Here is a 23,303-nt window from a genome sequence, read left to right as displayed (position 1 = left end):
GCTGACCTGATCTGCGCTTCTGGCGTGCCCCGACCGTACCGTGCCTGGACCGGTCGGTCTCGGTGGCGGTGCCGGCACAGCGGGCGGGTCCGCGTGGAAAGATGACCGCCATGTGCGGACTCCTGGCCTTCTTCAGCGCGCACGGCAACGCCGGCGCACACCGAGACGCCCTGGCCGGTGCGTTGGAATGCCTGCACCACCGGGGACCGGACGAGACCGGTGTAGAGGTGATTTCCACCCCGGACGGGTACACCGACGCCGTCTTCGCGCACAAGCGGCTCTCGATCATCGACGTGGCGTCCAGCCACGAGCCGCTGCCGTACGCGGGCGGCCGCTACCTGCTGACCTTCAACGGCGAGATTTACAACTACATCGAGCTGCGCGAGGAGCTGGCCCGGGACTACGGCGCCCAGTTCGCCACCGCCGGTGACGGCGAGGTGATCGTCGCCGGCTTCCACTACTGGGGAGAGCAGGTGCTCACCCGGCTGCGCGGGATGTTCGCCTTCGTGATCTGGGACCGCCAGCAGCGCCGGGCCTTCGGCGCCCGGGACTACTTCGGGATCAAGCCGCTGCACTACCTGCAGACCCGGGACGGGGTCTACCTCGCCTCGGAGAAGAAGGCGCTGCTGCCGTTCGCGCCGTCGGCGCACGCCGGGGACGCCGGGGTGGACACCGCCAACCTGTCGCACTACCTGACGTTGCAGTACGTCCCCGAGCCCGGCACCCTGCACCAGGGGATCAACCGGATCGGCTCCGGGGAGTACCTGACCTGGAGCCCGGGCCGGCAGATCGAGGTGCGCCGCTGGTACCGGCCGGTGTTCCGGCCCGCCCCGGTGCAGGAGCCGCAGAAGCTCTACGACCGGATCCGGGAGACGCTGCGGGAGAGCGTCCGGATGCACATGCGGGCCGACGTGCCCGTCGGCTGCTTCCTCTCCAGCGGCATCGACTCGACCGCCGTGGTGGCGTTGGCCCGGGAGTTCAACCCCAACATCCTCACCTTCACCGTCGGCTACGACGTGCCCGGCTACTCGGAGATCGAGGTGGCCCAGGACTCGGCCCGGCACCTCGGGGTGACCACCATCCCGACCAAGATCGGCCCCCGGGACATGATGGAGGCGCTGCCGAAGATCGTCTGGCACCTGGACGACCCGGTCGCCGACCCGGCTCTGGTGCCGCTCTACTTCGTCGCCAAGAAGGCCGCCGAGCATGTCACGGTGGTGCTCTCCGGCGAGGGCGCGGACGAGTTTTTCGGCGGGTACACGATCTATCGGGAGCCGCTCTCGCTCGGCGCGGTCAACGGCCTGCCCGGCGGGGTGCAGAAGGGGCTGCGCGCGGTCTCCAAGGCGATCCCGCAGGGGGTCAAGGGCAAGAGCTTCCTGGAGCGCGGCACCACCCCGATCGAGCAGCGCTACTACGGCAACGCCCGGATGTTCACCGAGGAGGAGAAGCAGAAGCTGCTCCGCCGGTACGACCCGGGGGTGCGCTACACCGACGTGACCGCGCCGATCTACGCCGAGTGCACCGAGCTGGACGACGTGACCAAGATGCAGTACGTCGACCTCTACACCTGGCTGCGCGGCGACATCCTGGTCAAGGCGGACCGGATCTCGATGGCGCACTCGCTGGAGGTGCGGGTGCCGTTCCTCGACCGGGAGGTGTTCGAGGTCGCCGCCGGCATCCCGGTGGACCTGAAGCTGCCGCCCCGCTCCGACGCGACGAAATACGCCATGCGGCAGGCGTTGCAGGGCGTGGTGCCGCCGGCCATCGTCAACCGGCGCAAGCTGGGCTTCCCGACCCCGACCCGGGTCTGGCTGGCCGGCGAGATGTACGACTGGGCCCGGCACATCTTCTCGATCTCCGGCGCGGGCGACCTGCTCGACCTGTCGTACGCGATGCGGCTGCTCGACGAGCACCAGCGGGGCGAGGCCGACCACTCCCGCAAGATCTGGACCGTGCTGATCTTCTGTGTCTGGCACGCCATCTTCGTGGCCCGCACCCTGGACCCGGGCATCCAGCGCAACCAGTCGGCCCTGCTGACCAAGCCGGTGGTCGGCTCGATGGTCCGCTGACCGCCCGTCCGACCTCCTGAGCCCAGCGAACGGGCCCGACGCCGCCGACGCCGGGCCCGTCGCGTTCTGCGGTGGCGGTTACGGGCTGGTGCAGGTCGGCGTCGGGGCGCCGGTGCTGTTGCCGCTGCCCACGAAGCCGAACGTGGCGCTCGCACCCGGGGCGAGGCTGCCGTTGTGCGCGACGTTGCGGACGGTCACCGTACTGCCGCTCTGGCTGTGCGTGCCGTTCCACAGGCTGCCGATGGTCTCGCCGTTCGCCCAGGTCCACTGGGTGCTCCAGCCGCTCAGCGCGGTGGTGCCGCTGTTCCGGATGGTCACCTCGGCCTGGAAGCCGCCGCTCCAGCTACCGGTCGACCGGTACGTGGCGGTGCAGGCGGCCGGGCCCGGGTTGCCGGTCGGCGGGGTGGTCGGGTTGCCGGTGGGCGGGTTGGTCGGGTTGGCACCCGGGCCAGCCCCGGTGACCTCGCCGTTGCCGCCGTCGAAGACCACGTCGGAGCAGCCGAAGAAATTCTCGGCGCTGTCCGAGCGGACCCAGCGGGAGTAGATGATGTGCCGGCCGCTCTTGCCGGTCGGCAGCCGCCCGCTGAAGTAGTAGTGGCCCTCGTTGCTGCCGACCGCGCCCTGCTGCGGCGGGTTGGTCACCGTCAGGAACGGCGTCGCCTCCAGGTCGCTCCAGTTCAGCGCCTGAGTCGGGCTCCAGCCGTCCCGGGTCACGTAGAAGTAGAACGTGCCGGGGTGGTGGGCCCAGTTGCTGTACTTGAAGTTGAAGTTGCCACCGGCGGTCAGGTGGGTCAGCGGCCAGTCGTTGCGGGCCAGGTTGTAGCCGCTGAAGCTGCTGTTGCCGCCACTGCACAGCTGCCCGTCCGGGACGAAGCCGGTGGTCCGGCCCGCCGCGTCCGAGCGCAGCACGCTGAACCAGTTGTAGAGCGAGTTGGCCCCGCTCTGCGCTACCGCGGCCGCGCAGGCCGGGTTGTTGGGCCTGATGTCGCCCTGCGGGCTGAGCCCGTCCTTCCAGCAGAGGAAGGTACGGCTGCCCGGCGCCATGGCGGCACCGTGCGCGGTGACCGGAGTGGGATTGACCACCGTGATGACACCGGCGGTGAGCGCGGCCACGGCTCCGAGTACCGCGATCCTGCGTAGACGTTTCACCGAGTTCTCCTTCTGGGGGCAGTGAACCTCTTGCAACCTCCCCTCGCGGTCGGTGGCGGCCGAAGGTGGAGATCGGGCGCACTCGCCGCGCTGTTCAGGTTGAAAAAGGTTCAGTGTCGCAGCTGGTAACCGACGCTGCGGACGACCTGCGGGGGACCCGCGACACGGCGGGCGCCCGCTTCCGACACTGGTTGCGGTATCGCCGGTCCGCCCCGCCAGAGGTGGTGGGCTGGTATCTGCCGGACGGCAGACGGGCGACACGGCGCACAGTCCGATCACGGATGTGTGCCCTTCGCGTGGCCCCTTGCCGGCACCCGGCACAGCGCGTCAGCCCCCGCACTGGCTCGGTACGGGCAATCGCATCACGGAACCCGGCCCGAGGCAATAGGAATCTCTCGATGAAATGTTTCCCGGCGGAACGGCTGGCCACCGGGTCGGACGTCCGGCCGACCCGTCCGGTGCACCGTCGCGGATCACGCTCCCCGGGGCGGGAGCCGCCGCCCGGTCCGCCCGGTGGGCACGACGGAACCGCCGATGTGCCAGGGTCAGGGGGAACACCGGACTCGGCCGGTGCGATGCGGTGCGGTGCGGGAGGGCTCGGATGGGATACGCGGTGGTGCTGGGCGAGGCCCTCGTCGACCTGCTGGACGGCGAGTACGACGGGCAGCCCGTCTACCGGCAGGCGATCGGCGGGGCCCCGCTGAACGTGGCCGTCGGGGCGGCCCGGCTCGGCGCGGAGGTGGAGTTCGCCGGCTCGCTCGGCGACGACGTACTCGCCGGGCGGATCGCCGACTTCCTGGCCGTCGCCGGGGTCGGCCGGCGGGGCGTGGTGGTCCGCCCCGTGCCCACCGCGCTGGCGGTGGCCACCTTCGCCGGGGCGGAACCCGACTTCCGGTTCTACGGGGAACCGCTCTCCTACGGGCTGCTCGGGCCGGAGGATCTCGACGTACCCCTGGTCGAGGGCGCCTCGGTGCTCTATGCCGGCTCGATCGTGCTGCTCTGCCCGCCGGTGCTGGCCGCCGCCCGGCGGGCCTGGACGCTCGCCACCGGCCTGCGGGTCTTCGACCCGAACGTGCGGCCCCGGCTGCTGCCGGACCAGGCCGCGGTGGCCGGGTTCCGGGACGTGGTGGCCGAGTTCGTCGCCTCCGCCGACCTGGTCAAGCTGAGTGTGGCCGACGCCGAGGTGCTCTACGGCGACGCCTCTGCCGAGGCCGTCGCCGGGCGGCTGCACGACCTCGGCGCCGGCACCGTCGTGGTCACCCTGGGTCCGCGCGGCGCGCTGGTCTCGACCGCCGCCGACACCGCTGGAGTACGCCTGCCGGCGCCGGTGGTCGACGCCGTCGACGCCACCGGCGCGGGTGACTCGGTGATGGCGGCCCTGATCGCCGGCTTGCTCGCCGACGGCCTCCCGGCGGACCCGGCCGGTTGGTCCGACCGGGTCGGCTACGCGCTCCAGGTCGCCGGGCTGGTCTGCGAGTCCCCGGGCGGCGCGGTCTCGATGCCGACCCGGGCGCAGGTCGCCCGCCGCTTCCCCGGCTGACCCGCCCCGCCGGCCGCGACGGCACCGGACACTAGACCGGTGGTGCCGGTTCCTCCACCGGCCTGCCGTACGAGCGCCGCGCGTCCGCGCCGACGACCCCGAGCAGTACCACGGTGACGGCGGCACCGGCGGCGAGCGGCGGCAGGTGCAGGGCTGCCGGGGTCAGCAGCCCGAGGGCCAGCAGACCGCCCGCCCGGGATCGGGAGATCCGGCCGAAGACCTGGAACTCGAGGACCGATCGTCCGGCGAGGAAGAGCGCGGGGCCGCCGAGGATGGCGACGAGCCAGGTCGCCGCGAGGTCGTCGAGCGGCTCGGTGATGAACAGCTCGAAGCCGACGCCGGTCAGCACGATCCCGGCGATCATCGCGAGGTGGGCGAACGCCAGGTCGGTGGTGAGCCGGGAGGTGTTCCGGGAGCGGCTTATCGCCGCGCCCAGCACCCGTCCCGCCAGATGGAAGTAGATCCGCCACAGCAGGAGGGTGCTCGCCAGCGCCAGCGCGAACCCGACCGTCTGCTCGGCGTGGAACCGGCTGCCGCTGAAGGCCAGCCCGATGACGAAGATCGCCTCACCGAGCGCGATGAGGAGAAACTGCTGGTACCGCTCGGCCAGGTGCTCGGCCGCGATCCGGCGGACGCCGAGCCGCTGCGCACCGAGGCGAGGGGTCGGCCAGCCGAGGAGCAGCCCGGTGTAGTCGACGAGTACCGCGACGGTCCAGAGCGGTCCCCGGACCGTGCCCTCCTCGACCAGCCCGCCGACGACCCAGAGCGGCGCGCTCAGGCCGAGCCAGAACAGGATCCGGATGGACTGCCGCGGATCCGGCCGGCCGTGCTCGGCGAGGTGGAAGTACACCACCCGGCCGATCTGGAGGGCCACGAAGGTGACCGCGAAGAGCGGGGCCCGCTCGCCGAAGCCGTCGGGTACCGCGACGGCCATCACCATGGCACCGATGGTGGTCAGCACGACGACGGTCTGCACCACCGGCGCCTCCGGCTCCAGCCAACTGGTCGACCAGACCGTCAGCGACCAGAGGGCCCACAGGGCCAGGAAGAGCAGCAGGGACTGCCCGACGCCGGCCGGTACGCCGCGCTGGTCGCCGGTGAAGTCCGCGATCAACCGGGCCGAGATCCGGGTGAGGGCGAAGACGAAGACCAGATCGAGCAGCAGTTCCAGGAAGGTGGCCCGCTGCGGGGTGGCCGCGCTGCGTAACAGCCGCCGGCCACCCTCCTCGGTCACCCGTCCCTCGAACGTCGGGCTGCTAGGCGTCGCCGCGCAGCTCGGCGTACCCGCGCTGGACGGCGGCGAGGCCGGCCTCCGGGCCGAACGGCGTGCGCTGGGCGACCCGCTCGGCGGGGGCCCGATCGGCGTCCCCGTTGCGGATCAGCCAGCTCATGGTGGCCAGGTCGTCGTGCTGGACCCGGACGAACTCGGTGTCGACCACCGTGCCGTGGCCCGGCACCACCACCGTGCCCGGGGTGAGGCAGCGGAGCAGCGCGGCGACCGTCTCCACCCACTCCAGCGGAAAGGCGTCCTCGAAGGCCGGCGGGCCGCTCTGCTCGATCAGGTCACCGGCGACCAGCACGTCGGCGTCCGGTACCTGCACCACCAGGTCACCCTCGGTGTGCCCCCGGCCGAGGTGGCGCAGCAGCACCGCCCGGCCGCCGACGTCGATCGTGGCCTCCTGGTGCACCGGGTGGGTGGGGGCGAGGATCGTGGTCCGGGCCAGCTCGGCGGCGAGCCCGGGATCGGCCGGCAGCACCTCGTCGTACGCCTGCCGGCGCACCAGCGCGGGCTGTTCGCGGAGCAGCCGGACGGTCTCGGAGTGGGCGTAGATCGGCACCGGGCCCCCGGCGGCCAGCGCCGCGTTGCCGAAGCAGTGGTCGAAGTGGTGGTGCGTGTTGACCACCACCAGCGGATCGGCGGTGAGCCCCCGGACGGCGGAGAGCAGTTCGGCGGCCTGACCGGCGGTGGAGAGGGTGTCCACCACCAGCGCCGTGCCGTCGCCGACCACCAGGGTCACGTTGACGTCGAGCAGCGGCTGGCGCAGCACGTACACCCGGTCGGCGATCTCGGTGAAGGCGATGCCCATGGTCGTCGTCATGCCGTACCGAGAGCCCGCTCCACGAACCGGTGCCGGTCCACCAGGACCCGTTCCACCCGGCCCTCGGCTACCGTCGTCGCGCCCTCGGTGACGGCCACCTCGAAGAGCAGCCGCCGCCCGTCGACCTTGGCCAGCCGGGCCTGCGCCACGGCGGTCCGGCCGATCGCGGTCGGCACCCGGTGGTCGAGTTCCACCCGCATGCCGACGGTGGTCATCCCGGCCGGCAGCCGGCTCGCGGTGGCGGCGACGGTAGCCGCCTCGGCCAGCGCCAGCACCCGGGGCGTGCCCAGCACCGGCACGTCGCCGGAGCCGACCGCCTGCGCGGTGTCGACGTCGGTGACGGTCAGCTCGACCCGGGCGGTCAGGCCCGGCGGAAATACGCTCTGCGGCTCCGTCGTGGGCCCGCTGACCTGCGGTGGGTCCGACTCCGACGGTGACTCCGGCGCCTGCTCGGCCGGGTGTTCCTGGTCCATGGGCAAAGCGTAGATGTTCCGCCGACCGGCGTTGCCGACACGGTGCGACACGCCGTACCGCTATCGGATAGTCCACAGCTTCGACCCGTACGCCCGGCGGGCCTTCGTCTGCGCAATGCCGGCGGCCCGCCCGTGCCGGCGACCTGGCCGGTACCCGGGGGCCGAGCTGCCCCGGGTATCGGCTGCTCCCGACCGCCGCCCGGTCAGGGGCGGCGGAGCTGTTCGGCGGTGATCCGCTGGGTCAGCCAGGCCGGTACGGCGATCAGCACCAGCCCGACCGCCAGCGCCCCGCCAGCCAGCCAGAGCGCCGGGGCGACCCGGTCGAACACCCGCCCCACGTCCAGGTCGAGCAGGCCGGCGAGGACGGCCGCGAGGGTGACCGTCGCCAGGCTGGCCAGGCCGAGCCCGATCACCAGCGGCAGGGTGCCGAACCCGACCTCTCCGGCGGTGATGGTGCGCGGGCTGGTGCCGACCACGGCCAGCGTGGCGTTGTCGCGGCGCCGCTCCACCGTGCGGTCGATCGCGGCGGCGGCGAACGCCCCGATGCCGAGCACGAAGGTCACGGTGAGCCCGGTGACCAGCAGGGTCACCAGGAGTTCCGTGTCGAAGCCGCGCCGGGCGCCGAGGTCGCCGCCGAGATAGTGGCTCGGCACCTGGGCGGCCAGCACCTGGGCGGCCCGGTCGGCGGTGGCCGGGTCGCTCGCCACCAACTGCATCGAGGAGGACGGCGGGACGTTCAGCGTGGCGGCGACCGGCGCCTGCCGGGTGACCAGCATCATGCCGCCCATCCCCACGTCGAACCGCATCCGCGTGTGCAGGATCTGCTCCGGTACCGGGATCCGGGTGCCGCCCTGCGCGATCACCTCACTACCCGGCTCCGGCAGCGGTGGCCCGCCGAACCAGTGCTCGTGCACCAGCCGGTAAACCCGGCCGTCCACGCAGGATTCCCCGGCGTCGAGCCTGAACATGCCGGTGAAGTCCGCGCAGTCGCCGACGATCAGATAGCCCTGCTCGCCGGAGACGGTCGCCGGCAGGCTGGCCAGGTCGACGACCTGCACGCCGGGGACCTGCCGCAGTTCGGCGGCCGGGATCGGCCCCGGGCCGCGGACCGAGTACATCCGGGGCCCGCCCGGGTCGGCCGCGCCGAGGTCGCGGACGTCGACGACCAGGCTGACGCCGAGGGAGCCCATCCCGGCCACGTAGATCATCACGGTGAAGGCGGCGACCAGCCGGGGTGCCACCCCGGGGGCGTGCCGCAGCCGGGCGGCGGCCAGTTCCAGCCAGACCGGGGTACCCGGCAGCCGGGCGACCAGTGCGGCGGCGGCGTACCCGAGGGTGGGCAGGGCCAGCGGTAAGGCCAGCCCGATGAGCAGCATCGAGAGGGCGAAGAGCAGGGCGTCGGACTGGTGGGGTTCGTGCCGGCCGGTCCAGCCGGCCAGCACCGCCCCGGCGAGCCCGGCCAGCAGCGGCAGCAGCCGCCAGACGCCGGGCCGGCGGTGCGGCGCGTCCCGGCGCACGGCCAGCGGGTTGACCCGGGCCGGTCGGGTGGCGAGGACGCCGATGGCGACCGCGTACGCCACGGTCAGCGCGAGCATGCCGACGACCACCGGGACCGGTACGGCGAGGTCGGCGGCGTACCAGCGCAGCCGGCCGATCCGCCAGCCCTCCGACAGCGGGGCGAGGATCGCGAAGCCGGTCAGGCCGAGCAACGCGCCGCCGATCGTGACCACCCCGGTCTCCACCGCGTTGACCAGCGTCGCCTGCCGGGCCGAGACGCCGAGCAGCCGCAGCGCGGCGATCCGGCGGTCCCGGGTGGAGGCGGAGAGCCGGGCGCAGGTGGCCAGGAAGACGCCGAACGGGACCAGCACGAAGAGCCCGAAGGCGGTGGCCAGGATCCGGGCCGGGGTGAAGACGTCCGGTCCGGAGCCTTGGCCGAGGGCGTACTCCAGTGCATGGCCGAAGCCGGTGACCGGCCAGTGCTCGTCGAGCATCCGATCCTCCTCCGGCACCGCTGCCGGTGGGGCGCCGACGTAGGCCAGCAGCTCGTCCGGGGCGAGCAGCCCGGCCGGGCCGACCGTGCCGATGATCCGCTGCGGGAAGCGCCCGGCCGCCCGGGGGTCGGTGGCGAGCAGGTCGCGCAGGGCCGGCGACACCACCATCTCCCCGGGCGCGGGCAGCACGGCCACCCCGGGCGGGCGCGGGCTGGTCGCGGTGGCGCCCACCACGGCGGTACGCCGGAGCACCCGGCCGCCGACCGCGTCCTCAATGTCGTAGATCCGCAGTGCCGACGGGCTGGCCGGCTTCTCCTCCCGTACCGGCGTGCGCGCCTCCGCCCGCTCGTGCTGCGCCCCGGCGACCGAGACCGTGGCCAGCGACGCCAGCACCAGCAGTACGCCGAGCGCCGCCCCGGACGACATCAGCGCGGTACGCAGCAGCCCGCCCCGCCCGGAGCCGATCGACAGCCTCAGTCCGAGCCAGATCCACCGCCTCATGCGGCTACCCGCCCGTCGCGGAGGAAGACGGTGCGGTCCGCGTACGCCGCGACCCGGGCCTCGTGGGTGACCATCACGACCGACCTGCCCTCCTTGCGGGCCAGCCCGGTCAGCGCGTCCAGCACCACCTCGCCGGCCGCGCTGTCCAGCGCCCCGGTCGGCTCGTCGGCGAAGATCACCGACGGTCGGTGCGCGAGCGCGCGGGCGACGGCGACGCGCTGTGCCTCACCGCCGGAGACCTGCCCCGGGCGCCGGTCGGCCAGCTCGGCCACGGCCAGGTGGCCGAGCAACTCGGCACCTCGGCGCCGGGCCTCGGCCCGGGGCCTGCCGAGCAGCCGTAACGGCAGTTCGACGTTCTCCCGCAGGGACAGCTCCGGCACCAGGTCGCCGAACTGGAGCACGAAGCCGAACGACCGGAGCCGGAGGCTGCTGCGCCGGCTGTCGGAGAGGTTGTCGATGCGCTGTGCGTCGAGGCGTACCTCGCCGTGCTCGGGGCGGAGGATGCCGGCGAGTACGTGCAGCAGGGTCGACTTGCCGGAGCCGGACGGTCCCATGATGGCGACGATCTCGCCGGGGGCGATGGTCACGTCGGCGCCGTCGAGCGCGACGGTCCGGCCGAACCGGATGGCCAGGTCACGGCCCTGGAGAGTCATCGTGCTGCCCTGGGATGTCATCGGGACTCCTTCTCCGCGTCGTCGACGCGGGATACCAGCGCGGCCAGCCGGGCGAGCCGGGCGACGGCGCCGTCGATCCACTTCAGATCGGCGTCGAGGTGGTACATCTCGAAGTCGGCGTCGAGCTGCGCGAGCAGGTCGCCGGCCTGCCGCTGGGCGCGTAGCTCGCGCATCCGGGCCAGGTGCGCCTGGCGCTGCCGGTCGAGCATCGGCTCGGCCGGTCGGCCGCTGGAGAGTGCGATCAGCACCTTGGCGAAGAGCACCCGCCGGCTGCCGGTCACCTCGGGCACCTCCGGCTCGTCGAGCCAGCGGTCGAGTTCGCCGACGCCCGCCTCGGTGATGGCGTAGACCCGGCGGTCCGGGCCGACCCCGCTGGCCACTCCGGTCAGGTCGATCAGCCCGTCCCGGTCCAGCCGGCCGAGAGTGGCGTAGACCTGGGCCGACTTGAGCGGGCGGCTGTTGCCGAACCACTCGTCGTAGCGGCGGCGCAGCACGTAGCCGTGTTGGGAGTGCGGTTCGAGAAGGCCGAGCAGGATCCGGGAGACCGACATGGCCCGGGACACTAGCAACTGAGTTGCTAAGCTAGCAAGCGAGTTGCTAGCCCGATCGAATCCGGTCCCACGGTCCGCGCGGTACCGCGTGCCGTCCGTCCCTCCCGGAGTCCGGCGTACCGGCGCCGTTAACCTGGACGGCGATGCTCGTTACCGTCACCGACACCCCACCCGCGCCGCCGCCCGGTCCGGCGGCCCCGGACGGCCGGCGCCGCCGCCGGTTCGTCGCCATGTCGATCTGGGCGGTGGCCTTCGTCGCCGCCTGGCTGCTGATCGGCCTGCCCACCGACCCGCTGTACGCCTTCGCCTGGCTCTGGGCCGCCACCATAGCCTGGCGCAGTGACCGCCCCTGGCGGACGCACCTGGGATTCGCCCGGGACTGGCTGCCGGTGGTGGTGCTGCTGGCCCTGTACAACCTCTCCCGGGGGTTTGCGGACAACGGGGCGACACCGCACGCCTACGAGCTGATCGTCACCGACCGGTGGATGTTCGGCTGGGCGATGGACGGCCAGGTCCCGACGGTCTGGCTGCAACAGCACCTCTACGACCCGGACGGCATCCACTGGTGGGACGTCGGGGTGAGCTGGGTCTACTTCTCGCACTTCGTGGTCACCCTGGCCGCGGCGGTGGTGCTCTGGCTGCGCTCCCGACCCCGCTGGGCGGCGTTCATGCGCCGGTGGGGCTTTCTCTGCGCCAGTGGCCTGGTGACCTACTTCCTCTACCCGGCCGCGCCGCCCTGGTGGGCCGCCCAGTACGGGATGCTGGAGGAGGTCGCCCGGATCTCCACCCGAGGCTGGCGGGAGTTCGGCATGCACGGCGCCGGCAACCTGCTCAACGCCGGTCAGATCGCCTCCAACCCGGTTGCCGCGATGCCGTCGCTGCACACCGCCTGGGCGCTCTTCGTGGTGGTCTTCTTCCTCGGCGCGACCCGGCGACGCTGGTGGCCGCTGCTGCTCTGCTACCCGCTGGCGATGACCTTCACCCTGGTCTACGCGGGCGAGCACTACGTGATCGACGTACTGGTCGGCTGGGCGTACGTGGGGGTGACCTTCCTGGTCGTCGGGCTCGCCGAGCGCTGGTGGGCGGCGCGCAGGGCCCGCCGCCGGCCGGTCGAGCCGGATCCGGCCGGGGCGGCGACCTCCCAGGCCGGCACCGGGCCGGCCGGGGAGCCCGGGCCGGACGTCGACAGCGCCCCGAAGGCCAGCACAGGTGCCCGGGCCGGGGCAGGCACCGACAGCGGGCCGGAGTCGGGGCCGGCGCCGGAGCGGACGGTCAGCGCGGGTCGCTGACCCGGGCGGCCCGGGCCCGGACGGTCAGTTCCGCCGCCAGCGCCCACGCCTCGTACAGGTCCCGGTCCCGGGCTGCCGCGCCGGGCCCGCCGGCCGTGTCCGCGTAGACGGTGGCCAGCCGCAGCCGGCGCTGCAGCGGACCTTGCACCACCCGTACGCTCTGGATCCGGGCGTACGGCACGACGAGGAGTTCCCGGGTCAGCAGTCCGGAGCGGACCGCGAAGACCCGGGCGGAGAGCCCGGCGCCGAGCGCGGTACGGGCCAGCGGGTGCACCCAGCGGGCCCGGGCCGGCGGCGGGGTGAGGGTGCCGGTGATCGCCACCCCGGGAAGGATCTCCGACATGATCATTTGTGCCGTGCCCAGGTCGCCGACCGGCAGCAGCCGGTCCGGGTGGCTCCGGTCGTCCAGTTCACCGCTGGCGATCCCGGCGACCGACAGCCGCATCCGCAGCCACCCCTTCATCCGCCAGAGCAGCGGCCAGGTGACCCCGATCGCCTGGAGCCGGTCCAGCGGTACGGTCTGGGCCCGGGTCTCCAGCAGACCGTGCCGGACCCGCAGCGCGGCGTCGTCGCGGGCCAGCCGGAAACTCCAGTCGTCCAGTACCCGCCGGATCGGCTGGAGCACCACCCCGGCCATCGCGGTGAGGGTGCTGGCGACCGCGATGAACGACCACGAGCCCTCGGTGAAGAACTGGGTCAGCACGAAGGCGAGGCCGAACGGCAGCAGGAACGCCTGCGGGGTGAGGAGCTGGCTGACCAGCAGGTCGCGGTTGGACACCGCGTGCAGGTGCCGGCCGGCCGGTGGCTCGGCGGTGCCGACCAGCCCCGGAAGGCCGGGTACGCCGGGCTGACCCGGCCACGGCGCTCCGGGCTGCCCGGGCGGTACCGTGTCGGGGCCGGCGGCCTCGGCGGGCGCTCCGGTCGGGCCGGACGGCGCCCGGCCGGCCAGCACCAGCAGGCGTTCCCGCAGCGCCACCGCGTCGGCCACCGTGACGTACGCCAGCGGCGCCTCCGTCTTGCCGCCGCCGACCACCTCCAGCCGCAGCTCGGCCAGCCCGCTGAGCTGGGCCAGCAGTGGCCGGACCACCTCCACCGACTGCAACCGCTCCAGCGGGATCGCCCGGGTACGCCGCCACAGCAGTCCCTCGTGGATCCGCAGCTCCCGCCCGACGATGTGGTAGCCGGTGTTGTACCAACTGACCACCGAGAGCGCGAGCGCGCCGACCAGCAGTACCGCCACCAGCAGGGCGAAGAAGCCGAGGCCGACCCGGGACAGGGTCGACCAGGAGAGCGCGGCGACGATCACCACCAGCGACTTCGCCCCGTGCAGCAGTGGACTCAACGGGTGCAGCCGCTGCCGGGGCTCGGCGGCCTCCTCGGGGGTCACAGACCCTCCGCCCGGTCCTCGCCGAGGGCGGTGAGCCGGTCGCGCAGCCGGGACGCCTCGGCCGGACGCAGGCCGGGCACCCGGGCGTCGCTCGCGGCGGCGGCGGTGTGCAGTTGCACGGTGGCCAGGTCGAAGGCCCGTTCCAGCGGCCCGGCGGTGACATCGACGAACTGCATCCGGGCGTACGGCACGATCGACAGCCGCCGGACCAGCAGGCCGTGCCGGACCAGCAGGTCGTGGTCGCGCTCGGCGTACCCCCAGGCCCGGACGGCCCGGACGATCACCGCCAGCCGCCAGACGGTCAGCACGACCACCGCGCCGAGCAGGAGGCCGAAGAACCAGTGGCCGGTGAGCGCCAGGCCGACTCCGGCGCCGGCGGCGAGGGCCAGCATGCCGATGCCGAGCCGCAGTGCCTCCACCTTGATCAGGTCGGTGGAGACCGGCTGCCAGTGCACGGTCTCCGGCCACGGCTCCAGCGGGTCGGTCGGCCCGGCTCGGGACCGTCCGGACGCCGGCTCACCGGTCGACGCCGCGCCGTGCTCGCTTCGGTCGTCCTCGCCGTGCTCGCTTCGGTCTGCGCTGCCGTGCTCGCTTCGGTCGCCGCCTCGCTCGCTCACGTGTCGAGCGTAGGCGATCCCCCGGCGGGTGTTACCTCGCGAAGGAACCCGCGCGCGCCGAGGAAGTCGCCGAGCGAGCGGCGGTGGTCGGCACAGGCGAGCCAGGTCTTGCGCCGCTGCGGGGTGTGCAGCCGGGGATTGTTCCAGTGCAACGCCCAGACGGCCGCTGCCCGGCAGCCCCGGGCCGAGCAGATCCGGGGCGGGCTGTCTGCCGGTGGAGAGCCACCGCTCGCGGCTGCGGACCCGTCACTCACGGCGGCGAGTCTACGGCGCCGGCGGAGGGAGCCCGGAGGAAGAGATCGCCGGGCGGCCACGGGGGGAGCCGCCCGGCGATTCGCTGCATCGTACACAGAGAAAACCCCTCTATGTCTACCCACCATCGACCGTTTTCCGGATTGCGCGCCTCGCCGAGGCGCAAATGCGCGGGATGGAACCGCAAATCCGGTTCTCCCTTCGCGGTCTCTCAGCTCGACGTGCGACGCTTGGGGGCGTCGGCGCGCGCCGACCCCTGATTTCCTGACCCCGCTGTGGAGGACCGGTGGCCCAGCCGACGACGCCCGACACCCCGACCCCGCCCGACGTCGGCGGTGCCGTCCCCACCGTGGGCAGCACCCCGGCCGAGGACGCCACCCTGCTGGAACGAGCCCTCTTCGAGGTCAAGCGGGTCATCGTCGGGCAGGACCGGATGGTGGAGCGGATGTTCGTCGCCCTGCTGGCCCGCGGGCACTGCCTGCTCGAAGGGGTACCGGGGGTGGCCAAGACGCTCGCGGTGGAGACCCTGGCCCGGGTGGTCGGCGGTACCTTCGCCCGGGTGCAGTTCACTCCGGACCTGGTCCCCGCGGACATCGTCGGTACCCGGATCTACCGGCAGTCGAGCGAGAAGTTCGACGTCGAGCTCGGGCCGGTCTTCGTGAACTTCCTGCTCGCCGACGAGATCAACCGGGCACCGGCCAAGGTGCAGTCGGCGCTGCTCGAGGTGATGTCCGAGCAGCAGGTGTCGATCGGCGGGCAGACCCACCGGGTGCCGAACCCGTTCCTGGTGATGGCCACCCAGAACCCGATCGAGCAGGAGGGTGTCTATCCGCTGCCCGAGGCGCAGCGGGACCGCTTCCTGATGAAGATCATCGTCGGCTACCCCACGGACGCCGAGGAGCGCGAGATCGTCTACCGGATGGGGGTCAGCGCCCCCGAGCCGGCGTCGGTCCTCACCCCGCTCGAACTCGTCGGGCTGCAACAGAAGGCCGACAAGGTCTTCGTGCATAACGCCCTGGTCGACTACGCCGTACGCCTGGTGCTGGCCACCCGCGCACCGGCCGAGCACGGGATGCCGGACGTGGCCCAGCTCATCCAGTACGGCGCCAGCCCGCGCGCCTCGCTCGGCATCGTCCGGGCCACCCGGGCGCTCGCCCTGATGCGCGGCCGGGACTACGCGCTGCCGCAGGACGTCCAGGACATCGCCCCGGACATCCTCCGGCACCGGCTGGTGCTCAGCTACGACGCGCTGGCCGACAACATCCCCGCCGACCACGTCGTCGACCGGGTGATGTCCACCATCCCGCTGCCCTCGGTCGCGCCCCGGCAGAACGCCACCCCCGCCCCGCCGAACGGTTCCGGACCCGTCCTCGGGCCCGCGTCCGGGGTGCCGGCGGCCAACCCGGCGTGGCCCGGGCGCCCGCCGGCATGATGTCGGCGACCGACAGCAGTCCGGCCCGGGCCGACGCCGTACTCTCCCGGTTGCAGTTGCTGGTCACCCGCAAACTCGACGGGCTGCTCCAGGGCGACTACCTCGGCCTGCTGCCGGGGCCCGGCACCGAGGCGGGGGAGTCCCGGGAATACCGCCCCGGCGACGACGTACGCCGGATGGACTGGCCGGTGACGGCCCGGACGACCGTGCCGCACGTCCGGCGTACGGTCGCCGACCGGGAGCTGGAGACCTGGCTGGCGGTGGACCTGTCGGCCAGCCTCGACTTCGGCACCGGCCGCTGGCTCAAGCGGGAACTCGTGATCGCGGCGGCGGCGGCGATCACCCACCTGACCGTGCGCGGCGGCAACCGGATCGGCGCGGTGATCGGCACCGGCCCGCCCCGGGACGGCCGGACCGGATCCCCGGCCACGCCACCGGGGGTGCTGCGGTTGCCCGCCCGGCCGGGGCGCAAGGAGGCGCAGGGACTGCTCCGGACCATCGCCGGCACGCCGACCCGGCCGGGGCGGACCGACCTCGGTCTGCTGGTCGACGCGCTCAACCGCCCGCCCCGGCGACGCGGGATGGCCGTGGTGATCTCCGACTTCCTGGCCCCGCCGGAGCAGTGGGGACGCCCGGTACGCAAGCTCGGGGTCCGGCACGAGGTGCTCGCCGTCGAGGTGGTCGACCCGCGGGAACTGGAGCTGCCGGACGTCGGGGTGCTGCCCGTCGTCGACCCCGAGACCGGGGAGCTGCACGAGGTGCAGACCGCCGACCCACGGTTGCGGCGCCGTTACGCCGCCGCGGCGGCCGCCCAGCGTGCCGCCATCGCCCACCAGCTGCGGGCCGCCGGAGCGGCGCACCTGCGGCTGCGTACCGACTCCGACTGGCTGCTGGACATGGTGCGTTTCGTCGCAGCGCAGCGGCACGCCCGTACCCGGGGGACGACACGATGATCCGTTTTCTGCAACCGTGGTGGCTGCTGGCCGTGCTGCCCGTGCTGCTGCTCGCCGGGGCGTACGTCTGGCGGCAACTGCATCGCCGTACGTACGCGATGCGGTTCACCAACGTCGAGTTGCTGCGCACCCTCGCGCCGAAGGGGATCGGCTGGCGCCGGCACGCCGCGGCCGGGGTGATGCTGCTCAGCCTGCTGATCCTGGCCACCGGGATGGCCCGGCCGGCGGTCGACACCAAGGAGCCGCTGGAGCGGGCCACCATCATGCTGGCGATCGACGTGTCGCTGTCGATGGAGGCCGACGACGTGCCGCCGAACCGGCTGGAGGCGGCCCAGGAGGCGGCGAAGCAGTTCGTCGCGGAGCTGCCGCCGACCTACAACCTCGGGCTGGTCGCCTTCGCCAAGTCGGCCAACGTGCTGGTACCGCCGGGCAAGGACCGCCCGGCGGTGACCCAGGCCATCGACGGCCTGGTGCTGGCCGAGGCTACCGCGACCGGCGAGGCCGTCTTCACCTGCCTGGAGGCGATCCGGTCGGTGCCGGCGGACGGCGCCCAGGGCATCCCGCCGGCCCGGATCGTGCTGCTCTCGGACGGCTACCGGACCTCGGGGCGCTCGATCGAGGAGGCCGCTGCGGCGGCGCAGGCGGCGAACGTGCCGGTCTCGACCATCGCGTTCGGCACCGATTCCGGCCAGGTCGACATCGGTGGCCAGGTGCAGCGGGTGCCGGTCGACCGGCTGGCCCTGGCCGAACTCGCCGAGACGACCCAGGGCTTCTTCTACGAGGCGGCCTCGGTCAACGAGCTGAAGCAGGTCTACCAGGACATGGGCAGCTCGATCGGGTTTCGTACCGAGGCCCGGGAGATCACCCAGTGGTACGCGGGGATCGCGCTGCTCTTCGCGCTCTGCGCGGCGGGGCTGAGCCTGCTCTGGACGTCCCGCCTGGTCTGACGGGCGGGCGCCGGCCGGGGCGGGGACAGGTGTGCGGACGTACCCGGTCGGTGCCGGTCACCGGCCCGGCCGGGTACGTGCGGACGGACGACTGCCGCTCGGACGACCGTGCGGACGGCGCCGGTGGACGGGTCGACGGTCGGCCCGGGGGTGGCGGTCGTCACGGGGTCGCGCGGACCAGGATGAAGACCAGCACGACCCAGGCGGCGGCGAGGGTGAAGCCCAGCGGGGCGACGTAACGCTGCATGATTCTGCTCTCCGGGTGGCGACTGGAGACCTCCCGGGCCGGCGCAGGGCCGGGCGGGGTGTCTCGGGGATCAGTGGACGCGCACACGAAGTCGTGACCGGGCGGCTCCACACACCTCGGCTCGGCGACAGCCGTCGGATTCGCACAGCGGGGACGGCACGCCGGCAGATGCCGGAGTGGTCCGGGGATGCGGTGTGGAGCGGAACTGGGTCAGTCGGCGGGAGATGTCACGGCTCAGGCGGACTGACCAAGGACCCGGCCACGACTGGGAGGATCGCTATTTCGCACAGCGATCACCTCCATCTGTCGACCGGACCTGGAACGTGAGTCATCGTACACCCGGAGAGCCCGGTGGCCGCAGTCGGCCATTCGGGTCCCCGGGTGTCGGCACTCCGACCGTTGCCGGGCGCGGATCAGGCCCCGCTGCTCGTCACTGAACCCTTTCAGCCTCCCCTTGGGTCCGTCGTGGCCGCAGGTGGAAGTCGGGCGCATGCGCCGCGCGGTTCAGGTGGCAAGGGTCACTGTCCGTGCCGGTCCGGGACGCCCGGAAGCGTCCCGGACGCCGGCCGCTGGCCGTCGCGGTGCCGCCGCCGGTCGCCGCCGGCCCGCCCGACCAGCACGGACAGGACCAGGACCAGCAGCGGCAGCCAGGCCAGCCGGGCGGCCACCCAGCCGGGCCCGTCCGGCACCGTGTGCAGTCCGGGTACCGGACCCGTGCCGGCCAGCCGGGCGGCGAGCGCGGCCAGCGCGGTCACCCCGAGCAGGGTGCTCTGGTGCCACAGGTAGACGCTGATCGCCACGGTGTTGAGCCGGTTCACCGCGGCCCACCGGCCCGGCCGGGCCAGCGCGCCGGCCAGCACCTGCCGGACCAGCAGCGCCGCGCCGACCTGGGCCAGCGCCAGGCTGACCGCGAACAGTGACGGCGGGTCCAGGTTGGACATGCCGTCCCCGGGTACCCCGACCGCGCTGAGCGGATAGCCCGCCCAGCCCAGCCCGGCCATCCCGGCGGCACCGGCCAGCAACAGCCCGACGGCGGTCCGCCGGCCGCCGAGCCGGCCGTCGGCGAGGGCCATCCCGAGCAGGTACGGCAGCAGCCAGCCGGCCAGCACCGCGACCGGTACCCGCCACACCCCGTCCCCGGGCAGCGGTACCGGCCAGCCCGACGGATCGCCGCTCCGCCCGGCCAGGTCGCTCAGCGTGACCAACGCCACGGCGGGTACCGCCAGCCGGACCGGCCCGTACCGGTCCAGTGCCCGGGCCAGCGGGGCGGTCGACGCGATCAGCACCACCAACGGCAGCAGGAACCACAGTGGACTGACCACCAGCGTGGCGACGGTACGCAGGGTGCCCGCCGGAGTGCCGAGCAGGGCGGCCACGGCCAGCACCGCCAGCCAGCCGCCGAGCAGCAGCAGCACCGGCCGGCCCAGTCGACCGAGCCGCTGGCGCAGCCACCGTGCCGGGCCGAGGCCCCGGGCGGCGGCCGAGCGGAGCGACCGGGCCGAGGCGTACCCGCTGACGAAGAAGAAGAGCCCGAGCGTCTGGAACAGCCAGGTCACCGGGACCAGCGCCGGCATCGCGGCCAGCGGACTGGCCGTGCCCAGCGCGCCGTCCGGGCCGAGTACCAGGGCGGTGACCAGCCAGTGCCCGAACACCACCCCGCCGATCGCGTACGCCCGCAGCCCGTCGATACCCCGGTCCCGGCCGCCGCCGTCCGATCCGGCCCGGGAGGACGGGTGCGGGGCCGCGCCGTCGGTTCGCCGCCGTTCGAGGGGGTTCATCGATCGTCGGTCGAGGACGCTCACCGGGGGGTCACCGCCGTCCCGGTGGCAGGGCCGGCCGTGCCGGTGGTCGTCCCGGCCACGCCGAGTACGACCAGGGCCGCCGCGTGCCGCGTCGCGCTGCCCGGCACCAGGTAGCCGTCGTGGCCGGTCACCCCGTCCACCGGCAGCGGCCGGGCCCCGAACTCGGGGCTGGCCGGCCGGACGCCGTGCCCGAAGCCGAACACCCGCACCGGGGGCAGCCGGCGGATCCAGTCGTCCGGCGCCTCGGCGGCCCAGACCCGGGCTCCGGTGCCCAGCGCGGCGGCGCGGTCCACGCCCATCCCGATCCCGGCCAGCGTCACCAGGTCGGTCACCTGCGGCGGCACCTCCGGTGCGGCCAGCCCGACCACCAGCGCGCCGTAGCTGTGCCCGACCAGCGTCACCGTCGCGTCGGGGCGGTGCCGGGCCAGCGTCCGGGTCAGCTCGACCAGGGCGTCCGCCCCGGCCCGCGCGTGCTCCGAGCGGGCCGCCGCCCGGCCCAGCCCGTTCGGCGGGTCATAGCCGAGCCAGGCCAGCACGGCCACCCGGGCACCCGGCCGGGTGGCGCGGATTTCGTCGTACAGGGCGCGGGCCTGGGCGGCCGGGGCGCGCCGGCGTACCCCGCCCAGGCCGCGGTCGAAGTCCCGCAGCGTGCTGTCCACCCCCGGCACCAGCACCGCGATCCGGTCGGCGGTGCCGAGGTCGCCGAGCACCTCCACGGCCAGCCCGTCACCGTGCGGATCGAACGCCAGGAAGGAGCGGCCGGCGGCCACCCAGCCGGCGTACGGCGCACCGGCCGTCCGCATCGCCGCCGCCACCGCCGGGTACGCCTCGACGAACCCGGCCCGCGCCACCGCCACCTCGCTCGCCCCGGCCGGCGGCGGCACCATCAGCCCCAGCGCGAGCAGCCCGGCCACCGCTCCCCGTACCGCCGGTCGCCACACCATCCCGATCTCCCTCCGATCGCCTTCGGAGCAGAGAATGCGTGGTCGGCATGGGTTGCCGCGTCACGCCACGGGACGGCTTTCGGCGGGCTACCCGGGGACTACCGCCGGGCTACCGGGGGACGACCCGACCGGTGCGGGCCGCCCGCCGCCCGGAGGCGTACCGCGCCGGCTCGGCAGACCGGGGTACCAGCCGGCGGGCCGGGGAACTAGTCGCCGGCGGTGACCAGCCCGGACTCGTACGCGACGACGACCGCCTGGGCCCGGTCGCGCAGGTCGAGCTTGCTCAGGATCCGCCCGACGTGGGTCTTCACGGTCTGTTCGGCGACCACCAACTCGGCGGCGATCTCGCCGTTGGAGCGGCCCCGGGCGATCAGCCGGAGCACCTCGGTCTCCCGGGGGGTGAGCCCGGCCAGGCTGACCGGCCGGGGCCGGTCCCGGCCGGGCCGGGCGGCGAACTCGGCGATCAGCCGGCGGGTCACCGCCGGGGCGAGCAGCGCGTCCCCGGCCGCGACCACCCGGACCGCGTGCACCAGGTCGGCGGCCGGGGCGTCCTTGAGCAGGAAGCCGCTGGCGCCGGCCCGCAGCGCCTCGTAGACGTAGTCGTCGAGGTCGAAGGTGGTCAGGATGAGCACCCGGGGCCGGTCCGCCTCCGGCCGGTCGCCGAGGAGCTGCCGGGTCGCGGCCAGGCCGTCCAGCACCGGCATCCGGACGTCCATCAGCACCACGTCCGGGTCGAGCCGCCGGGCCGCGGTGACCGCCTCGGCGCCGTTCGCCGCGTCCCCGACCACCAGCAGGTCGGGCTGGGCCGCCAGCAGCGCCCCGAACCCCTGCCGGACCATCGCCTGGTCGTCGGCGATCAGCACCCGGATCATCGCGGACCTCCGTCGTGCTCGGCGCCGGCCGTCCGCACCGGACCGCTGTCAACCGCCCCCTGCGGTCCGTCCCGGCCGCAGGTGGAGGTCGGGGCGGGTACGTCGCGCGATTCAGGTTGGCGAAGGTTCACCGTTCGGTCGGCTCCGGGTCGTAGGGCAGGTGCGCGGTGACCACGTACCCCTGGTCGTCGGTCGGGCCGGCCCGCAGCCGGCCGCCGAGCAGCCGGACCCGCTCCCGCATCCCGGTCAGTCCGTGCCCGGCGGGGCCGGCGGCGTCTCCCGGGCGGCCGGCGCCGGGACCGGCCGGGTCGTTCCAGACGCCGACGGTCAGCGCCCGGTCGTCCGCGTCCACCGACACCCGCACGGCGGTCCCGGGAGCGTGCCGGGCCGCGTTGGCCAGCGCCTCCTGGATGATCCGGTACGCGGCCAGCCCGACCGCCTCCGGCACCGGCCGGCCCTGCGCCGGCTCCGGACCGGTGGCGACCGTCACCGCCATCCCGGCCCGGCGGGCCGCCTCGACCAGCTCCGGTACGTCGGCCAGCCCCGGCTGCGGCGCGGTCTCCGGTGCCGCCGACTCGCTGCGGAGTACGCCGAGCAGCCGGCGCATGTCCACCAGCGCCTCCCGGGCCGACCCGGCGATCGCGGTGAACTCGGCCCGGGCCGGCTCGGGCAGCTCCGTCAGCCGGTACGGTGCGGTCTCCGCCTGCACCGCGATCATCGACATGTGGTGCGCGACCACGTCGTGCATCTCCCGGGCGATCCGGGTCCGTTCCTCCAGCACCGCCCGGCGAGCCTGCTCCAGCTCGCTGCGCTCGGCCTGCTCGGCCAGGGCTCGCTGGCTCTGCCGGCGCCGCCGCACCTGGTCGCCGACGATCAGGATCGCCAGGAAGAGGAGGGCGACCCCGTGCGCGTTCGCCTGGGCCGGCACGAACAGGTACACCGGCAGCACGCTGAGCAGCCCCGCCCAGGCGGCGATCCCCAGGCTGGTCCGGGCGGCCAGCACCAGCAGGACGAAGAAGAAGGCGATGATCTGCACCGGGCTCCACGGCCAGTCCTCGTCCGGCAGCGCGCCGATCACACCGAGGTAGAGCAGGGGGTAGCCGAACCGCCAGGCGAGCAGCGGGCGGAGCGGGGCCAGCACCGCCGGCAGGGTCCCGCCGACGCCGAGCCCGATCGCCAGCCATCCGGGCAGGTCCCGGGTGTCGGTGAGGTACTGGATGCCGGCGATGGTGATGCCGACCAGGGCGAAGACCAGCACCGGCGCCAGGAACGGCCGGGCGCCCCGCCACACTCGCCGCCACCTGCCGGGCGGGCCGAGCGGCGGGGACAGCGGAAAGTCCGCCCCGACCAGCAGCCGGCGCAGGTCGTCCCGGCCGACGCGCAGGACCGCAGCGGTGCCGTTCTCCATCAGGGGCAGGGTACGGGTGCCGGAGCCCGACCGTCGTCACCCCGTGGCACGATTCCGCCGGTAGTACCCGGGTAGCACGCCACCCGGGTTACGGATTACCTGCCGG

At 73.9% G+C, this 23,303-nt stretch carries 21 protein-coding genes; 6 read left to right on the top strand and 15 right to left on the bottom strand.

Features of this window, described 5'->3' with window-relative positions; all coding sequences use genetic code 11:
- The first annotated feature begins 110 nt into the window (after positions 1-110).
- Positions 111-2,069 (top strand): asparagine synthase (glutamine-hydrolyzing), encoded by a 1,959-nt coding sequence (gene asnB, locus AAH979_RS16295; RefSeq protein ID WP_346258941.1) that lies wholly within the window; start codon positions 111-113, stop codon positions 2,067-2,069.
- Positions 2,070-2,147: 78 nt separating this feature from the next.
- Here asnB and AAH979_RS16290 read toward each other — a convergent pair whose 3' ends face one another.
- Entirely contained in the window at positions 2,148-3,182 is a 1,035-nt protein-coding gene (locus AAH979_RS16290; RefSeq protein ID WP_346259014.1) for a lytic polysaccharide monooxygenase, read from the bottom strand.
- A gap of 637 nt (positions 3,183-3,819) precedes the next feature.
- Between AAH979_RS16290 and AAH979_RS16285 the strand changes: the two genes are divergently transcribed.
- The gene (locus tag AAH979_RS16285; protein WP_346258940.1) at positions 3,820-4,758 is read left to right on the top strand and encodes a PfkB family carbohydrate kinase; all 939 of its coding nucleotides are present in this window, start codon (positions 3,820-3,822) and stop codon (positions 4,756-4,758) included.
- A 31-nt stretch (positions 4,759-4,789) separates the two neighbouring features.
- Here AAH979_RS16285 and AAH979_RS16280 read toward each other — a convergent pair whose 3' ends face one another.
- The 6 genes from AAH979_RS16280 to AAH979_RS16255 form a co-directional block, all read right to left on the bottom strand.
- A complete protein-coding gene (locus tag AAH979_RS16280) occupies positions 4,790-5,992 on the bottom strand; it encodes a low temperature requirement protein A (RefSeq protein WP_346258939.1) in 1,203 nt (400 codons plus the stop codon).
- Between the two features lie 22 nt (positions 5,993-6,014).
- Positions 6,015-6,845 carry an MBL fold metallo-hydrolase gene (locus tag AAH979_RS16275; protein ID WP_346259013.1) on the bottom strand — a complete coding sequence of 277 codons (831 nt, stop codon included), beginning with the start codon at positions 6,843-6,845 and terminating at the stop codon, positions 6,015-6,017.
- An 8-nt stretch (positions 6,846-6,853) separates the two neighbouring features.
- Entirely contained in the window at positions 6,854-7,330 is a 477-nt protein-coding gene (locus AAH979_RS16270; RefSeq protein WP_346258938.1) for a thioesterase, read from the bottom strand.
- Positions 7,331-7,533: 203 nt separating this feature from the next.
- Positions 7,534-9,822, bottom strand: a complete 2,289-nt coding sequence (locus tag AAH979_RS16265; protein ID WP_346258937.1) for an FtsX-like permease family protein — start codon at positions 9,820-9,822, stop codon at positions 7,534-7,536.
- Entirely contained in the window at positions 9,819-10,496 is a 678-nt protein-coding gene (locus AAH979_RS16260; RefSeq protein ID WP_346258936.1) for an ABC transporter ATP-binding protein, read from the bottom strand. The genes AAH979_RS16265 and AAH979_RS16260 overlap by 4 nt, the downstream gene beginning before the upstream one ends.
- Positions 10,493-11,047 (bottom strand): helix-turn-helix transcriptional regulator, encoded by a 555-nt coding sequence (locus AAH979_RS16255; RefSeq protein ID WP_346258935.1) that lies wholly within the window; start codon positions 11,045-11,047, stop codon positions 10,493-10,495. The genes AAH979_RS16260 and AAH979_RS16255 overlap by 4 nt, the downstream gene beginning before the upstream one ends.
- A 143-nt stretch (positions 11,048-11,190) precedes the next feature.
- Between AAH979_RS16255 and AAH979_RS16250 the strand changes: the two genes are divergently transcribed.
- On the top strand, positions 11,191-12,336 hold the full coding sequence (locus tag AAH979_RS16250; RefSeq protein ID WP_346258934.1) for a phosphatase PAP2 family protein: 1,146 nt from the start codon (positions 11,191-11,193) through the stop codon (positions 12,334-12,336).
- On the opposite strand, the gene AAH979_RS16245 is transcribed toward AAH979_RS16250, so the two are convergent.
- The 3 genes from AAH979_RS16245 to AAH979_RS16235 form a co-directional block, all read right to left on the bottom strand.
- On the bottom strand, positions 12,320-13,723 hold the full coding sequence (locus AAH979_RS16245; RefSeq protein WP_346258933.1) for a PH domain-containing protein: 1,404 nt from the start codon (positions 13,721-13,723) through the stop codon (positions 12,320-12,322). The two genes, AAH979_RS16250 and AAH979_RS16245, sit on opposite strands and share 17 nt — an antisense overlap.
- Entirely contained in the window at positions 13,720-14,199 is a 480-nt protein-coding gene (locus AAH979_RS16240; RefSeq protein ID WP_346259012.1) for a PH domain-containing protein, read from the bottom strand. The genes AAH979_RS16245 and AAH979_RS16240 overlap by 4 nt, the downstream gene beginning before the upstream one ends.
- A 137-nt stretch (positions 14,200-14,336) precedes the next feature.
- Positions 14,337-14,594 (bottom strand): hypothetical protein, encoded by a 258-nt coding sequence (locus AAH979_RS16235; protein WP_346258932.1) that lies wholly within the window; start codon positions 14,592-14,594, stop codon positions 14,337-14,339.
- 284 nt (positions 14,595-14,878) lie between these two features.
- Here AAH979_RS16235 and AAH979_RS16230 point away from each other — a divergent pair, with 284 nt between their 5' ends.
- From AAH979_RS16230 to AAH979_RS16220, 3 genes are read left to right on the top strand one after another with little or no spacing between them, the layout of a single operon-like run.
- Positions 14,879-16,024, top strand: coding sequence for a MoxR family ATPase (locus AAH979_RS16230; protein ID WP_346258931.1), 1,146 nt, complete (start codon positions 14,879-14,881; stop codon positions 16,022-16,024).
- Positions 16,021-16,977: a DUF58 domain-containing protein gene (locus AAH979_RS16225; RefSeq protein WP_346258930.1), complete on the top strand. Its 957-nt coding sequence runs from the start codon at positions 16,021-16,023 to the stop codon at positions 16,975-16,977. The genes AAH979_RS16230 and AAH979_RS16225 overlap by 4 nt, the downstream gene beginning before the upstream one ends.
- A complete protein-coding gene (locus tag AAH979_RS16220; RefSeq protein ID WP_346258929.1) occupies positions 16,974-17,924 on the top strand; it encodes a VWA domain-containing protein in 951 nt (316 codons plus the stop codon). Before AAH979_RS16225 ends, AAH979_RS16220 begins: the two co-directional genes overlap by 4 nt.
- A gap of 160 nt (positions 17,925-18,084) precedes the next feature.
- On the opposite strand, the gene AAH979_RS16215 is transcribed toward AAH979_RS16220, so the two are convergent.
- From AAH979_RS16215 to AAH979_RS16195, 5 genes are all read right to left on the bottom strand, one after another.
- Positions 18,085-18,258, bottom strand: coding sequence for a hypothetical protein (locus AAH979_RS16215; protein WP_346258928.1), 174 nt, complete (start codon positions 18,256-18,258; stop codon positions 18,085-18,087).
- 431 nt (positions 18,259-18,689) lie between these two features.
- Entirely contained in the window at positions 18,690-19,949 is a 1,260-nt protein-coding gene (locus tag AAH979_RS16210; RefSeq protein WP_346258927.1) for an acyltransferase, read from the bottom strand.
- A gap of 20 nt (positions 19,950-19,969) precedes the next feature.
- Positions 19,970-20,917, bottom strand: coding sequence for an alpha/beta hydrolase (locus AAH979_RS16205; RefSeq protein ID WP_346258926.1), 948 nt, complete (start codon positions 20,915-20,917; stop codon positions 19,970-19,972).
- Positions 20,918-21,123: 206 nt separating this feature from the next.
- Positions 21,124-21,789: a response regulator transcription factor gene (locus tag AAH979_RS16200; protein WP_346258925.1), complete on the bottom strand. Its 666-nt coding sequence runs from the start codon at positions 21,787-21,789 to the stop codon at positions 21,124-21,126.
- 127 nt (positions 21,790-21,916) lie between these two features.
- On the bottom strand, positions 21,917-23,197 hold the full coding sequence (locus AAH979_RS16195) for a sensor histidine kinase (RefSeq protein ID WP_346258924.1): 1,281 nt from the start codon (positions 23,195-23,197) through the stop codon (positions 21,917-21,919).
- Between the last annotated feature and the right edge of the window lie 106 nt (positions 23,198-23,303).

The sequence above is a fragment of the Plantactinospora sp. ZYX-F-223 genome (assembly GCF_039649625.1).
GTDB lineage: Bacteria > Actinomycetota > Actinomycetes > Mycobacteriales > Micromonosporaceae > Plantactinospora.
The sequence above is the reverse complement of the archived record's forward strand: the minus strand, read 5'-3'. Positions and strand labels throughout refer to the sequence as shown.